The following is a 14,123-nucleotide window of genomic DNA, read 5'->3' on the forward strand; positions in this document are numbered from 1 at the left end:
TCAGCGCCCCGCGCCCAGCAGCGGCGAAGCCGGCAGCCGCCGGAAGGCCAGCGAGGCCAGCGCCAGCCAGGCGGCGATGGCCAGCATGACGGCGCGGTAGGGCTCCCAACCCTGCGCGGCGGCCCAGGCCGCCACGATGCCGGTGAACCACTGCATCAGCGCCACGCCCAGGAACATCGCCATGGTGAACAGCGACAGCGCCCGGCCCGTCAGCTCGGGCGGGTAGGAGGCGCGCACGTCGGCGTACTGCAGCACGCCGTAGCCCGACAGCAGGCCCATCAGCACGATGGTCGCCACGGCGGCGCCCGCGCCCTGCAGCAGCGCCAGCGCCACGAAGAACAGCGCCATCAGCGTGCTGGCGCGGGCGATCCAGGCGCGGCGGCGGCGCACGCCGGGGTCCATGCGGCCGAACGCCGCCGGGGTGAACAGGGCGATCAGCGACAGCACCAGCGCCACGTTGCCGCTTTCCACCAGCGTGAAGCCGAAGCGCTCGATCAGCAGCGGCCCCAGCCACAGCCCGCGCAGCGACAAAAAGGCCGCGTAGCAGGACATGCTCAGCACCAGGATGCCCCAGGTGTGCGGCAGGGTGAACAGCGCCCCCATGCGGGCGAAGGCCTGGCCCCAGCCCTCGCGCTCCTCATGAGCGGCACGGGCCGGGGCGTAGGCCGCCGGCGGCTCGTGCACCACGCGCCAGACCAGCAGCCAGGCCGCCAGCGACAGGCCGGTGAGCACGCCGTAGCCCACACGCCAGCCCCAGTGCTGCACCACCCAGGCCAGCGGCGTGCCGGTGAAGATCAGCCCCAGCCCGCCCACGCCCATGCTCATGCCAGAGAAGAAGGCAAAGCGCTCGGCCGGAAAGTGCCGCGCCACGAACAGCGTGGAGGCCAGGAACACTGGCGAGCAGCCCACGCCGATCAGCAGCTGCCCGGCCATCAGCCAGCCGTAGCTGGGCGCCAGCGTCGACAGCGCCGAGCCGGCGATGGCCAGCGAGAACGCGGCCAGCACCGTGCGGCGCAGGCCGTACACGTCCACGCCTATGCCCATCAGCAGCTGCGCCACGCCAAACGACAGGCCGAACAACCCGGCAAAGGCGCCCAGGGCCCGCCCGTCCAGCCCGAAGTCGGCCTGCAGGCTGGGCGCCAGGATGGCGGTGACGGTGCGAAAGGCCTGGCTCATGGCGAAGGCCGACAGCAGGGCCAGCAGCATCAGCGCCAGGCGAGGCGAGCGGGAAGAGGAGGGCGGTGGGGGCATGAAGGGGGCAGGGAGGCGGCGCGCCGGGCATTGTGCGCGAGGCCCGCGCGCCGCGCCGGCGCCGGCTGTCGAGCAGGGCCATGGCGGGGGCGGGCCAAAGCGGGCATGCTCGCGGCATGCGCCCGGCCCGCCGGGGCGCCATCAGGCCTGGGTCGATTTGGGCATCAAAAGTGCCTCCAGGCCAATACCGACAAGCGCAAGCAGCTATTGTTTCAGTAGTGAATCCCGTCCTGCCATGAACACCACGACCTCTCCCTCTTCCTCTTCTTCTCCCGCCGCCGGCGCGCTGGACGGCCTGCGCGTGCTCGATCTGTCGCGCGTGCTGGCCGGCCCCTGGTGCACGCAGAACCTGGCCGACCTGGGCGCGGACGTGGTCAAGATCGAAAAGCCCGGCGCCGGCGACGACACGCGTCACTGGGGCCCACCCTTTTTCCCTGACGAACACGGCCAGCCCACCGATGAGGCCTGCTACTTCGCCGCCTGCAACCGTAACAAGCGCTCGGTCACCGTGGACATGGCCACGCCCGAGGGCCAGCAGCTCATCCGCCAGCTGGCCAGCAGCAGCGACGTGGTGGTGGAGAACTTCAAGACCGGCGGCCTGGCGCGCTACGGGCTGGACTACGCCAGCCTGTCGGCGCTGAACCCGCGCCTGGTGTACTGCTCCGTCACCGGCTTCGGCCACACCGGCCCCTATGCCCAGCGCGCCGGCTACGACCTGCTGGTGCAGGCCATGAGCGGGCTGATGAGCATCACCGGCCATGCCGACGGCGAGGCCGGGGGCGGGCCGCTGCGCGTGGGCGTGGCCGTCATCGACCTGTTCACCGGCATGTACGCCACCACCGCCATCCTGGCGGCGCTGCACGCACGCGAGCGCACCGGGCGCGGCCAGCACATCGACATCGCCCTGCTGGACGTGGCCATGGCCACGCTGGCCAACCAGGGCGCGAGCTACCTGAACGCCGACGTGGTGCCGCAGCGCCAGGGCAACAGCCACCCCAGCCTGGTGCCTTACCAGGACTTTCCCACGCAGGACGGACGCATGCTGCTGGCCATCGGCAACGACGGGCAGTTCGCGCGTTTTTGCGAGGCCGCGGGGACGGACTGGGCGGGTGACGCACGCTTTGCCACCAACGCCGCGCGCGTGCGCCACCGCCAGGCGCTGGTGCCGCTCATGAGCGAGGTCACGCGCCAGCGCCCCACGGCCGCGTGGATCGCGCTGCTGGAGGACAAGGCCGTGCCCTGCGGGCCCATCAACGACATCGGCCAGGCCTTCGACGACCCGCAGGTGCGCGCGCGCGGCCTGCGCGTGGCGCAGCAGCGCTGGCCGGACGGCACGCCGCCCGCGGGCCGGGCGGTCAACACCGTGGTCAGCACCGCCAGCCCGCTGCGCCTGTCGGACACGCCCGTGCAGCTGCGCCACGCACCCCCGGCGCTGGGCCAACACACCGAGGAGGTGCTGCGCGAGCACCTGGGGCTGGACGGCGAGCGGCTGGCGGCGCTGCGCGCGCGGGGAGTGGTCTGACCGGCACGGGCCAGGCGTTGCCAGGCCGGTGCCTGGCAGCGCGGGTGCCTGGCGGCACGCAGCCCGCCAGGCGGCCCAAGAGCCGTTACGCGCCTGCCGTCTCGGCGCCGGCGCGGACGCGGCGGCGGTAGGCGCGCACCGCCTGCAGGATCGACAGCGCGGTCAGGGCCATGATGAACAGCGACAGCGGGCGGGTGAAGAAGCTGCCGATCAGGGTGGGAATGCTGTCCTGCACCAGGGCCATGGAGCGGGCCAGCTCGCCTTCGGCCATGCTGCCCAGCACCAGGCCCAGCACCAGCGGCTCGCGCGGCACGTCGAAGCGCTTCATGGCGTAGCCCAGCAGGCCCATGGCCATCATGATCCAGACGTCCACCAGCGACATGTTGATGGCGTAGGCGCCGATCACGCCCAGCCCGATCACCAGCGGGCCCAGGATGCTGGCCGGCGTCTTGATGAAGCTCACGCCGAAGCGCGCCACCATCAGCCCCACCGGGATGAAGAACAGGTTGGCCAGGAACATGCTCAGGATGAAGCCGTAGGTGATGCCGCCGCTGTCGGTGAACAGCCCCGGGCCGGGCTTGAGGCCGTGGATCATCAGCCCGCCCAGCATCACCGCCGACACCGCGTTGCCGGGAATGCCCAGCGTCAGCGCCGGCACCAGCGAGCCGCCGACCACGGCGTTGTTGGCCGTCTCCGACGAGACCACGCCTTCGGGGTTGCCACTGCCGAAGGTCTCGGGCGACTTGGAGACGCGCTTGGCGTCGTCGTACGCCAGGAAGCCCGCGATGCTGGAGCCCGCGCCCGGCACCACGCCGACGACGATGCCGATCAGCGTGGCGCGCAGCAGCAGCATCTTGTACTTGAGGATCTCCAGCATCTGCCGGAACCCGCCGCGCACCTCGGCCACGCTGGCCTGGGCCATGTTGGCGGGCTGGGACAGGTTCTCGATGATCTCCGGCAGCGAGTACAGGCCGATCAGCGCGACCACCATGGGCAGGCCGTTGAACAGCTCCGGGATGTCCATCGTGAAGCGGATGTCGCCGGTGAGCGGGTGCATGCCGATGATGGCCAGGAACAGGCCCAGCGTGCCCGAAATGAAGCCCTTCAGGATGTTGCGCTCGGACAGCGAGGCGATCACCGACACGCCGAACAGGGCCAGCAGGAAGTACTCCTGCGAGCCGAAGCGCAGCGCCAGCGCGGCCAGCGGCGGCGCCAGGAACAGCAGCGCGCCGTTGCTGACGAAGCCGCCGATAGCCGAGCCGGCGGTGGCCAGCGCGATGGCCTCGCCCGCGCGTCCCTGGCGCGTCATCGGGTAGCCGTCGAGCACGGTGCTGCAGTTGGACGGCGTGCCGGGAATGTTCAGCAAGATGGCGCTGATCGCGCCGGCGTAGGTGGACGAGCAGTACACCGCGCCCAGCAGCGACAGGCCCTGCACCGGCGACATGGTGAAGGTGACGGGCACCAGCAGGGCCACGCCCATGGTGCTGGTCAGCCCGGGCAGCGAGCCGATGACGATGCCGAAGACGGTGCCGAAGGCGATCAGCAGCAGGGCGACGGGGTCCAGCATCTGGGCGGCGCCCAGGGCGATGCCGTTGAAGATCGTGTCCATGGTGGGTCGGGGCCTCTAGTGCGGGTGGCGGGGGGTCAAAAGAGCAGGCCCTGGGGCAGGCGCACGCCCATGAACGCCACGAACAGCGCGTACGTCAGCGCCAGGAAGCAGGCCGTCACCAGCGCCATGACGGGCAGGCGCCGGTTGCCGAACAGCGCCATGCTGCCCAGCAGGAAGGCGGCGGTGGCCACGAAGTAGCCCAGGTAGTCGATCGCCAGGATGTACAGCGACGTCACCAGGAACACCTTCAGCGCCGGCACCAGCGAGGCCAGCACGCCCGGCTGGCCCTGCGGTGCGGCCTCCAGGGGCAGGCGCCAATGCTGCACCAGGAACACCAGCGAGAACAGCAGCTGCACGCCCATCAGGAACCGCGGAAACTGCGACGATTCCGCCGGGTACTGGAAGGACTGCGCGAGCAGCGCCGCCGAAAGCAGCACCAGGATCACGGCAAGGGCGCGGTCCCGCTTCTGGGAATGGAGTGTCATGGCGTGCGTTCCTGCACGGCCCGGGTGTCGTGCCAGGCCGGGCAGGCCCCGGGCCCGGCACGGCACCCAAGCCGCATCACTTCTTCAACAGGTCCTTCAGGGACTCGACTTCCTGGGTGGAGGTCTTGACCAGCGCCTCGGCGTCGGCCATGCCCATGTACTGGACGGCGATGCCCAGGTCCTTGGCCTCGGCGACGAACGCCGGGGCGGTGACGATCTTCTTGCAGGCGTCCTCCAGCTTGGCCAGGCGGTCGGCGGGAACGCCCTTGGGCGCCGCCAGCCCGCGCACCGCCATGCCCACCGGGGCGATGGGCTTGTCGAACACCTTGGAGGCGATGGGCACGTCGGGCAGCAGCGCGGCCGGCTCGTCGCTGAAGACCACCAGCGCGCGCAGCTTGCCAGCCTCGATGTTGGCCATGGCGGCGCTCAGCGTGGACGCCGCGACGTCCACCTGTCCGCCCAGCAGCGCCGTGATCGCCGGGCCGGAGCCGTTGAAGGAGATGAAGTTGGTCTGCAGGCCCAGCGCCTTGGCGGCTGCCAGGTGCTGCAGCTGCACGTTGCTCTGCGGGCCGTCACCGGCGACGTTGACCTTCTTCTTCGCGTCCATGGCCTGCGCGGCCAGGTCCTTGGCGGTCTTGAGCGGGCTGTCGGCGCGCACCACCCACACCACCGGGTCCGACTGGATGTTGCACACGTAGTGGAAGTCGTCCAGGGCGTACGGCGTGGCGGGCCGCAGCGCCTTGAGGATGACCATGGAGGGCAGGCTGGTGGCGCCGATGCTGTAGCCGTCGGCGCGCGACTTGGCGATGGCCGTCCAGCCGATCTGCCCGCCCGCGCCCGGCTTGTTCTCCACGATCAGGTTCTGTCCCAGCACCGGGGCAGCGTGCTTGGACAGCAGGCGCAGCAGGATGTCGTTGCCGCCGCCCGGGGAAAACGGCACGGTGGCGATGATGGGCTTGCTGGGGAAGTCGCCCTGCGCGTGGGCTGCGGGCAGCGCTGCCGCGCAGCACAGGGCGATGGCGCTCAGGCGGGCCAGGGAGGTGGTGCGGATGCTCATGTGTGTCTCCTCGAGGATGGGCGTGGCGTTGCAGGAAAGCCCTTCCGTGCAGGCGTGCCGGCAGCGGAAGGTCGGGGCGGGTCTCCGATGGTCAGGCGCCCACGATGCCGGACACGTCGAGCACGTACATCTGCCGCTCGTGCTCGTGCACCGAGTCGATGCAGACGGACTGGCCGTCGCGGCTCCAGCGCGGGTGCAGGTCGCAGCGGTTTTCCTTCTTCAGGTTCGGGTCCGCATAGAAACTGCCGATGTCGTGGCGCACGTTGTCGCGCGTGTCGTAGAGGAACAGGATGCGCTCGTGCGTGTCCGGGTCCGGGTAGGTGTCGCTCAGCAGCCAGCGCGCGTCCACCGGGGAAAACGACATGTGGCCGTTCTCGGTCAGGATGCCGCGGCCGATGACCTCGACCGGCGCGCCTGGCGCGTCGGTGTAGCGGTGGTAGTGGATGCTGCCCGCGTGCGGGCCCCAGACGATGATGCGCCCGTCCGCGCACCACAGCGGGTGCGAGATCTGGTACTCGGACTTCTCGTAGTCGTAGGTGCCGACGGCACTGGGGTCGAAGTCGTCGGCCAGCTGCGGCAGCGGGTGGTCGGAGTCCTCCAGCAGGCGCATGTCGGAGCCGTCCGGGTTGGCGGTGATCAGGCGGTGCAGGAAGCAGGTCTCGTCCTTGACCCGCTCGGTCCAGCGGTGCAGGAACAGGAAGCGCGACGAGTCAGGGCTGATCTCGATGTGGCTGACCCAGTGGATGGCCTTGTCCATCGACGCCACCGGGTGGAAGTTGCGCAGGTCCGCGTAGCTGATCACTAGGCGCGACTGGCCGGTGGCGATGTCCATGCAGTGGATGCCGTCTTCGGCCGGCGCGTTGGGCATGGCCTCGGGGGCCTGCGTCCAGGCGTAGCCGATGGTCTCGTGGGTGATGTACAGGCGGCTGTAGTTCACGCACAGGGCGAAGCTGCTGTCCGGCGCCACCGAGTACACGGGCAGGGGCAGCATGCGCTGCGCGCCGCTGTCCACGTCGTGCACCACCGAGGCATAGCCCGGATAGACCGCATCGGGGTTGTCCGCGCGGCAGTTGTAGATCAGCTGCCGGCCGGCCAGGCCGTCGAGCCACTGCAGCTGGCAGCCCATCTGCCAGTTCCAGGCGCGGGTGGTGCCGGCGCGGTGGAAGCGGTCCTGCTCCGTCAGATCAAAGAAACCCACTTCCGCTTCCAGCTCGGGCGTCAAGGGGGCGTCGGCCATGGGCACGCGGTTGGCCAGCACGTACCGGCCGGTGCGGTCCCACACGGTCTTGTTGTAGTAGCCGAAGAAATGGTGGCCCGCATCGCTGCCGAGGCGGCGGATGGGACAGGGGGAATTGATGATCGGTCCAGTCATGGAAGTGCCCTACGAACTGACAGGGGTAACGCGGTGCGCAAGCGCGCCGCTCCCGAAATAGCCATTGCCGGGGACACTGTAGGTCGCCATGGGGCATGCAATCCAATACTATTGCGGGCACTGGCTATGCATGCTGGATATAGGATTGCGCCTTTTTCCGTACCATCCGGACGGCGCGACCGGCCATTTGCGGAGCGCTCTGATCCGCAGACTCCCTGAGGTTTCCTCCATGGTCCGACCCCTCCAAGCCCGGGAAATCGAGGCCTTCCAGGCCGTCATCCAGACCGGCACCACGACGGCGGCCGCGCAGCTGATGCACACCACCCAGCCCTCCATCAGCCGGCTGCTGGCGCAGATGCAGGCGGCCGCGGGCGTGAAACTGTTCGAGATGCACAAGGGCCGGCTGCGTCCGACGCGCGAGGCCATGGAGCTGTATGCGACCGTGCAGCAGCACTTCGTCGGGCGCGAGCGCATCGAGCGCGAACTGGCGGTGCTGCGGCAGTCGGGCGCGGGCTCGCTGCGCATCGGCTGCACCCCGGCGCTGGCGCTGAGCGTGGTCCCGCCGGTCATGGGCCGGTACCTGCAGCGCTACCCCGGCGCGCACCTCAGCATCCAGACGCTGGGCGCCAACGAGCTGCGCGACGGGGTGCTGCACGGCAAGTTCGACCTGGTGCTCAGCACCATGGTGCTGGCCTCCGAGGCGCTGGACGCCACCGTCCTGCACCGCGGCCAGGGGGTGTGCGTGATGCACCCGGACCACCCGCTGGCCGGGCGCGCGCAGCTGCACGTGCAGGACCTGCAGGACCAGCTGCTGCTGACCCTGAACGCCAGCGACAGCATCTTCATGCAGCTGCAGCAGAAGATGCTGGCCTTCGGCGTGACGCCGAGCGCCACCATCGAGACCAACTACTCGTCCACCATCTGCCGCCTGGCGGCGCAGGGGTTGGGCGTGGGTGTGGTCAATCCCTACATGGCGGCGGTCTTCGACCAGGACCTGAAGATCCTGGCGCTGCAGCCCGAATGCTCGGTCGAGGTGGTGCTGGCCCTGCCGCCGCAATATGCCCCGTCGGCCCGGGTGGACATGCTCACCGCGTTGCTGCGCGAGCAGTTCCTGACCTATGGCTGACGCCTGAGGTCAGGGCGCCCAGGGCGCTTCACGCGCCGGCCGGCTCGGGCGGCCGGGCTGCCGGCGTGGCAGCGCTCAGGGGTACAGCCCGCGCATCTCGCGCGCATGCAGGATGCGCTTGCAGGCCACGATGAAGGTGGCGGTGCGCAGAGTCACCTTGTGCTCCTGCGCCACCTGCCACACGCCGGCGAAGGCCTCGCGCATGATGCGCACCAGGCGGGCGTTGATCTCGTCCTCGGTCCAGAAGAAGCTGGTGAAGTCCTGCACCCACTCGAAGTAGCTCACGGTGACGCCGCCGGCGTTGGAGATCACGTCGGGCAGCACCAGCACGCCCTTGTCGTTCAGGATGTCGTCGGCCTCGGGCGTGGTCGGGCCGTTGGCGCCCTCGATGACCATCCTGGCCTGGATGCGGCTGGCGTTGTCCTGGGTGATCTGGCCCTCCAGCGCGGCCGGGATCAGGATGTCGCAGGCCACGCCCCAGAACTCGGCGTCCTGCATCGTGTCGGCACCGGCAAAGCCGGCCACGCCGCCGGTCTGCTCCACGTGCGCCAGCAGGGCGGGCACATCCAGGCCGCTGGCGCGGTGCACGGTGCCGGTGTGGTCCTGCACGGCCACCACCTTGGCGCCGGCCTCGGCGAACAGCCGGCCGGCCGTGCCGCCCACGTTGCCAAAGCCCTGCACGGCCACGCGCGCGCCCTCGATGGGCATGCCGGTGAGCTTGGCCGCTTCGGCGCCCACGGTGAACACGCCGCGGCCGGTGGCCTCCATGCGCCCCAGCGAGCCGCCTAAGTCGACGGGCTTGCCGGTGACCACGCCGGTGGAGGTCTCGCCCACGTTCATGGAGTAGGTGTCCATCATCCAGGCCATGATCTGGCCGTTGGTGTTCACGTCCGGCGCGGGGATGTCCTTGGAGGGGCCGATGATGATGCCGATCTCGCTGGTGTAGCGGCGCGTCAGGCGCTCCAGCTCGCCGCGCGAGAGCTTCTTCGGGTCGACGCGGACGCCGCCCTTGGCGCCGCCGTAGGGCACGTTGACGGCGGCGTTCTTGATGCTCATCCAGGCCGACAGGGCCATGACCTCGGACAGCGTCACGTCCTGGTGGAAGCGCACGCCGCCCTTGCCCGGGCCGCGCGAGGTGTTGTGCTGCACGCGGTAGCCCTCGAAGTGGGCGATGGTGCCGTCGTCCATCTCGATGGGCACGTCCACGATCAGCGCGCGCTTGGGGCGCTTGAGCGTTTCCACCCAGCGCGCCAGGTTGCCCAGGTAGGGCGTGACGCGGTCCACCTGTTGCAGGTAGATGCCCCAGGGGCCGAGGTGGCTGGGGTCGAGGTAGGAGGGCAGGGTGTGGCGGGTGGCCGGTGCGGCGGGCTGGGCTGCGGACATGGAAGGGTTCCTCGGGCGGAGTGAAGCTTGCAGGCGGACCACTCTATGCCTGCGTCTGCGCGCTGTCCAACGCCGCCGTGTTTGCATGGCATGCACGGTTGGCATGGGTTGGGCATGCGCGGCGTCCCGTTCTTTCGCTATCAAAAAAAGAGCTGCCAGCGCAGTCTGGAAAAGGGTTGGAGGCCGATTTGACCCGCATGTGTGCTAGGGAATACCCCCGTTCCTATACTGCCGGCCATGCCAGCAACAACAACATCGGCCACGGGGCTGCAGGGCCCCCGGCGCCGGGTGGTCTTCGTCGCCCTCTACGAATTCATCGCCATCCTGGCCTCCAGCGCGCTGTTCATCGCCATCGGGCAGGAGGCCGCGGCTTCGGGCGTGATGTCGGTCGTCGCCTCCACGCTGGCCATTGTGTGGAACGTGACGTTCAACCACCTGTTCGAGCGCTGGGAGGCACGCCAGCAGGTCAAGGGCCGCTCGGTGCTGCGCCGCGTGGTGCACGCCGTAGGCTTCGAGGGCGGGCTGGCGCTGATGCTGATCCCGCTGATGGCCTGGTGGTTTGGCGTGGGCCTGTGGGAGGCGACGCTGATGGAGGCCGGGCTGCTGCTGTTCTTCCTGGTCTACACCTACCTCTTCAACTGGGCCTTCGACCGCATCTTCGGCCTGCCGGCCTCGGCCCAGCCCGCCGCTACGGGCGCCTGCTGATCCGGCGTGTTCCGATGGAGCCCATCGGCCGGCTGAGGTAGGGCGAGCCCGCCTCGCCAAAGCGCCAGGGCACGTCCGCGGCCTTGCTGATGCCGATGCGCGGGCCCGTGGCCAGCGCGGCCGGCGCCGCGCCACCGGGTGGCGCCAGCAGGGCAAAAGGCGGCGCGTCCAGCGGCAGGTGGTTCAGGCGCAGATCGATGCCCAGCGCCTGCGACAGCCGACCCGGGCCGGCGCACAGCAGCCGCTCGTCCTGCAGGCCGCGGCGTGCGCGCATCGCCTCCAGCCCATGCGTGGGCTGCAGTGCCCGGATCAGCACCGCCGCGCCGTCGCCCTCGCTGGCGCAGACCAGGTTCAGGCACCAGTGCACGCCGTACGAGCGGTACACATAAGCCCGCCCCGGCGGCCCGAACATGGCCGCGTTGCGCGCCGTGGGGCCGTTGAAGCTGTGCGACGCCGGGTCGCTGCCGTCATAGGCCTCCACCTCCACGATGCGCCCGCCCACGCCGTCGACCAGCAGGGTCACGCCGACGAGCAGCGGGGCCAGTTCGTGCGCGGGCCGGGTGAAGTCGAGGGCGGCAGGCTGTAGCGCCGGCGTAGCAGGAGGCGAGGAGGGGCGGGAGGTAGGCATGGCGCCGCCATCCTAAGCGGCCGTGCGGCCATCGTGTCTATGCAGCATGCCGCAAGGGGCGCGACGATAGAATCGCAGGCTTTCCCCCAAGGAGCGTTGCAGCGGGCCGCAGCCCGTCAGGCTTGGGGGCGCGCTCTTTCTTCTACTTTCGCAACGACGCTCACCTGTCCTCCAACTGTCTGCACAGGTGAGTCCGATGTCTGCTGCCCTCGTCCCCCCCATGAAACTCTCGGGCCTCGAGCCCGTATTGATCGGCCAGGGCAGCCTGTTCGTCAACGTCGGCGAGCGCACCAACGTCACCGGCTCCAAGGCCTTCGCCCGCCTGATCCTGGGCGAGCAGTACGAGCAGGCCCTGTCGGTGGCGCGTCAGCAGGTGGACAACGGCGCGCAGATCATCGACGTGAACATGGACGAGGCCATGCTGGACAGCAAGGCCGCGATGGTGCGCTTCCTGAACCTCATTGCCTCCGAGCCCGACATCGCCCGGGTGCCGGTGATGGTGGACAGCTCCAAGTGGGAGGTCATCGAGGCCGGCCTGCGCTGCCTGCAGGGCAAGGGCATCGTCAACTCCATCAGCATGAAGGAGGGCGTGGAGGAGTTCAAGCGCCAGGCCAAGCTGATCCGCCGCTACGGCGCGGCCGCCGTGGTCATGGCCTTCGACGAGAAGGGCCAGGCCGACACCTTCGCGCGCAAGACCGAGATCTGCGAGCGCGCCTACCGCATCCTGGTGGACGAGGTGGGCATGGCGCCCGAGGACATCATCTTCGACCCCAACATCTTCGCCATCGCCACGGGCATCGAAGAGCACGCCAACTACGCCGTAGATTTCATCGAGGCGGTGCGCTGGATCAAGGCGAATCTGCCCGGCGCCAAGGTCTCGGGCGGCGTGTCCAACGTGTCGTTTTCCTTCCGCGGCAACGACCCGGTGCGCGAGGCCATCCACACCGTGTTCCTGTACCACGCCATTGCCGCCGGCATGGACATGGGCATCGTCAACGCCGGCATGGTGGGCGTCTACGACGACCTGGACCCCGAATTGCGCGAGCGCGTGGAGGACGTGGTGCTCAACCGCCGCCCCGACGCGGCCGAGCGTCTGCTGGAGATCGCCGAGGCGGCCAAGGGCGCGGCCAAGGACGACAGCAAGAAGCTGGAGTGGCGCGGCACGCCCGAGCAGCCCAAGAGCGTGGGCGAGCGCCTGTCGCACGCGCTGGTGCATGGCATCACCGACTTCATCGTCGAGGACACGGAAGAGGCGTATCAGCAGATCGTGGTGCAGGGCGGCGGCCGTCCGCTGCACGTGATCGAGGGCCCGCTGATGGACGGCATGAACATCGTGGGCGACCTGTTCGGCGCCGGCAAGATGTTCCTGCCCCAGGTGGTCAAGAGCGCGCGCGTGATGAAGCAGGCCGTGGCCCACCTGATCCCCTACATCGAGGAAGAAAAGAAGGCGCAGGAGGCGGCCGGCCTGGACGTGTCCAGCAAGGGCAAGATCGTGATTGCCACCGTCAAGGGCGACGTGCACGACATCGGCAAGAACATCGTCACCGTCGTCCTGCAGTGCAACAACTTCGAGGTCATCAACATGGGCGTGATGGTGCCCTGCCATGAAATATTGGCGCGCGCCAAGGCCGAAGGGGCGGACATCGTCGGCCTGTCCGGCCTGATCACCCCCAGCCTGGAGGAGATGCAGTACGTGGCCGGCGAGATGAGCCGCGACGACTACTTCCGCATCAAGAAGATTCCGCTCCTGATCGGCGGCGCCACCTGCTCGCGCGTGCACACCGCCGTGAAGATCGCGCCGCAGTACGACGGCCCCGTGGTCTACGTGCCCGATGCGTCGCGCAGCGTCAGCGTGGCGCAGAGCCTGCTGGGCGAGAACAAGGACAGCTACCTGGCCGAGGTGCGCGCCGACTACGACCACGTGCGCGACCTGCACGCGAAGAAGAAGAAGGTGCCGCTGTGGCCCATCGAGCGCGCCCGCGCCAACGCCGCGCGCGTCGACTTCGAGCGCTTCACGCCCACCACGCCGCGCGCCCTGGGCCGGCGCGTGCTGCGCAACTTCGACCTGTCCGAACTGGTGCGCTACCTGGACTGGGGCCCGTTCTTCCAGACCTGGGACCTGGCCGGGCCCTATCCGGCCATCCTGCAGGACGAGGTGGTGGGCGAGGAGGCGCGCAAGGTCTTCGCCGACGGCCAGGCCATGCTGAAGAAGATCATCGACGGGCGCTGGCTCACCGCCAACGGCGTGATGGGTCTGTACCCGGCCAACCGCGTGGGCGACGACATCGAGTTCTACACCGACGAGACGCGCAGCGAAGTGGCCATGACCTGGTACGGCATGCGCCAGCAGACGGAAAAGCAGGTGGACGCCGAGGGCAACCTGCGCCCCAGCCGCTGTCTGGCGGACTTCGTGGCGACCAAGGAATCGGGCGTTCGTGACTACGCCGGCCTGTTCGCGGTGACGGCCGGCATCGGCGCCGAGAAGAAGGAAAAGGAGTTCCTGGACGCGCTGGACGACTACTCCAACATCCTCTTCAAGGCCATCGCCGACCGCCTGGCCGAGGCCTTCGCCGAGTGCCTGCACGAGCGCGTGCGCAAAGACCTGTGGGGCTACGCGGCCGATGAGGCCCTGGGCAACGAAGAGCTCATCAAGGAGAAGTACCAGGGCATCCGCCCCGCCCCCGGCTACCCGGCCTGCCCCGACCACACGGCCAAGGTGGGCCTGTTCCAACTGCTGCAGGCGCAAGAGATCGGCATGGAGCTGACCGACAGCTTCGCCATGTACCCGGCCTCCAGCGTCAGCGGCTTCTACATCGCCCACCCCGAGGCGAAATACTTCAGCGTGGGCCAGATCGGTGACGACCAGGTGCAGGACATGGCCGCGCGCCGCGGCATGGACCTGGACGAGTTGCGCCGGCGCCTGGCGCCCAACCTGGGCTGAGCCGCGCCGCACGGTGCTGACTACTCCTGAAAAAGGAGCTGCCA

11 protein-coding genes and 1 riboswitch are annotated in these 14,123 nt (G+C 69.4%); of the genes, 4 read left to right on the forward strand and 7 right to left on the reverse strand.

Annotated elements, in window-relative coordinates; translation table 11 throughout:
• Entirely contained in the window at window positions 1-1,251 is a 1,251-nt protein-coding gene (locus tag RT282_RS13915; RefSeq protein ID WP_313315098.1) for an MFS transporter, read from the reverse strand.
• 235 nt (window positions 1,252-1,486) lie between these two features.
• Here RT282_RS13915 and RT282_RS13920 point away from each other — a divergent pair, with 235 nt between their 5' ends.
• Window positions 1,487-2,773 carry a CaiB/BaiF CoA-transferase family protein gene (locus RT282_RS13920; RefSeq protein WP_312756782.1) on the forward strand — a complete coding sequence of 429 codons (1,287 nt, stop codon included), beginning with the start codon at window positions 1,487-1,489 and terminating at the stop codon, window positions 2,771-2,773.
• 85 nt (window positions 2,774-2,858) lie between these two features.
• On the opposite strand, the gene RT282_RS13925 is transcribed toward RT282_RS13920, so the two are convergent.
• The 4 genes from RT282_RS13925 to RT282_RS13940 form a co-directional block, all read right to left on the reverse strand.
• Complete coding sequence (locus tag RT282_RS13925; protein ID WP_312756780.1) at window positions 2,859-4,382, reverse strand: tripartite tricarboxylate transporter permease; 1,524 nt, start codon at window positions 4,380-4,382, stop codon at window positions 2,859-2,861.
• Between the two features lie 35 nt (window positions 4,383-4,417).
• Window positions 4,418-4,867, reverse strand: a complete 450-nt coding sequence (locus tag RT282_RS13930; protein WP_312306478.1) for a tripartite tricarboxylate transporter TctB family protein — start codon at window positions 4,865-4,867, stop codon at window positions 4,418-4,420.
• 76 nt (window positions 4,868-4,943) lie between these two features.
• Entirely contained in the window at window positions 4,944-5,924 is a 981-nt protein-coding gene (locus tag RT282_RS13935; protein ID WP_312306480.1) for a tripartite tricarboxylate transporter substrate binding protein, read from the reverse strand.
• Window positions 5,925-6,015: 91 nt separating this feature from the next.
• Window positions 6,016-7,296, reverse strand: coding sequence for a hypothetical protein (locus RT282_RS13940; RefSeq protein ID WP_313315102.1), 1,281 nt, complete (start codon window positions 7,294-7,296; stop codon window positions 6,016-6,018).
• 229 nt (window positions 7,297-7,525) lie between these two features.
• Between RT282_RS13940 and RT282_RS13945 the strand changes: the two genes are divergently transcribed.
• The gene (locus RT282_RS13945) at window positions 7,526-8,422 is read left to right on the forward strand and encodes a LysR family transcriptional regulator (RefSeq protein WP_313315105.1); all 897 of its coding nucleotides are present in this window, start codon (window positions 7,526-7,528) and stop codon (window positions 8,420-8,422) included.
• Between the two features lie 75 nt (window positions 8,423-8,497).
• Here RT282_RS13945 and RT282_RS13950 read toward each other — a convergent pair whose 3' ends face one another.
• On the reverse strand, window positions 8,498-9,805 hold the full coding sequence (locus RT282_RS13950; RefSeq protein ID WP_313315107.1) for a Glu/Leu/Phe/Val dehydrogenase: 1,308 nt from the start codon (window positions 9,803-9,805) through the stop codon (window positions 8,498-8,500).
• A gap of 237 nt (window positions 9,806-10,042) precedes the next feature.
• Here RT282_RS13950 and RT282_RS13955 point away from each other — a divergent pair, with 237 nt between their 5' ends.
• Entirely contained in the window at window positions 10,043-10,510 is a 468-nt protein-coding gene (locus RT282_RS13955) for a PACE efflux transporter (protein ID WP_313315109.1), read from the forward strand.
• Here RT282_RS13955 and RT282_RS13960 read toward each other — a convergent pair.
• Window positions 10,494-11,138 (reverse strand): DNA-3-methyladenine glycosylase, encoded by a 645-nt coding sequence (locus RT282_RS13960; RefSeq protein ID WP_313315111.1) that lies wholly within the window; start codon window positions 11,136-11,138, stop codon window positions 10,494-10,496. The two genes, RT282_RS13955 and RT282_RS13960, sit on opposite strands and share 17 nt — an antisense overlap.
• A gap of 82 nt (window positions 11,139-11,220) precedes the next feature.
• Window positions 11,221-11,307: riboswitch (S-adenosyl-L-homocysteine riboswitch) on the forward strand.
• 51 nt (window positions 11,308-11,358) lie between these two features.
• Here RT282_RS13960 and metH point away from each other — a divergent pair.
• Window positions 11,359-14,079, forward strand: coding sequence for a methionine synthase (gene metH / locus RT282_RS13965; RefSeq protein ID WP_409519492.1), 2,721 nt, complete (start codon window positions 11,359-11,361; stop codon window positions 14,077-14,079).
• The last annotated feature ends 44 nt before the right edge of the window (window positions 14,080-14,123 follow it).

Source organism: Pulveribacter sp., assembly GCF_032079985.1.
Classification (GTDB): Bacteria; Pseudomonadota; Gammaproteobacteria; order Burkholderiales; family Burkholderiaceae_C; genus Melaminivora.

What these genes read in the sequence shown, in the direction of transcription:
- RT282_RS13960 (WP_313315111.1), bottom strand. Translation starts at nt 11,138, where the DNA reads ATGCCTACCTCCCGCCCCTCCTCGCCTCCTGCTACGCCGGCGCTACAG.
- RT282_RS13935 (WP_312306480.1), bottom strand. Translation starts at nt 5,924, where the DNA reads ATGAGCATCCGCACCACCTCCCTGGCCCGCCTGAGCGCCATCGCCCTG.
- RT282_RS13940 (WP_313315102.1), bottom strand. Translation starts at nt 7,296, where the DNA reads ATGACTGGACCGATCATCAATTCCCCCTGTCCCATCCGCCGCCTCGGC.
- RT282_RS13950 (WP_313315107.1), bottom strand. Translation starts at nt 9,805, where the DNA reads ATGTCCGCAGCCCAGCCCGCCGCACCGGCCACCCGCCACACCCTGCCC.
- RT282_RS13945 (WP_313315105.1), top strand. Translation starts at nt 7,526, where the DNA reads ATGGTCCGACCCCTCCAAGCCCGGGAAATCGAGGCCTTCCAGGCCGTC.
- metH (WP_409519492.1), top strand. Translation starts at nt 11,359, where the DNA reads ATGAAACTCTCGGGCCTCGAGCCCGTATTGATCGGCCAGGGCAGCCTG.
- RT282_RS13925 (WP_312756780.1), bottom strand. Translation starts at nt 4,382, where the DNA reads ATGGACACGATCTTCAACGGCATCGCCCTGGGCGCCGCCCAGATGCTG.
- RT282_RS13930 (WP_312306478.1), bottom strand. Translation starts at nt 4,867, where the DNA reads ATGACACTCCATTCCCAGAAGCGGGACCGCGCCCTTGCCGTGATCCTG.
- RT282_RS13955 (WP_313315109.1), top strand. Translation starts at nt 10,043, where the DNA reads ATGCCAGCAACAACAACATCGGCCACGGGGCTGCAGGGCCCCCGGCGC.
- RT282_RS13915 (WP_313315098.1), bottom strand. Translation starts at nt 1,251, where the DNA reads ATGCCCCCACCGCCCTCCTCTTCCCGCTCGCCTCGCCTGGCGCTGATG.
- RT282_RS13920 (WP_312756782.1), top strand. Translation starts at nt 1,487, where the DNA reads ATGAACACCACGACCTCTCCCTCTTCCTCTTCTTCTCCCGCCGCCGGC.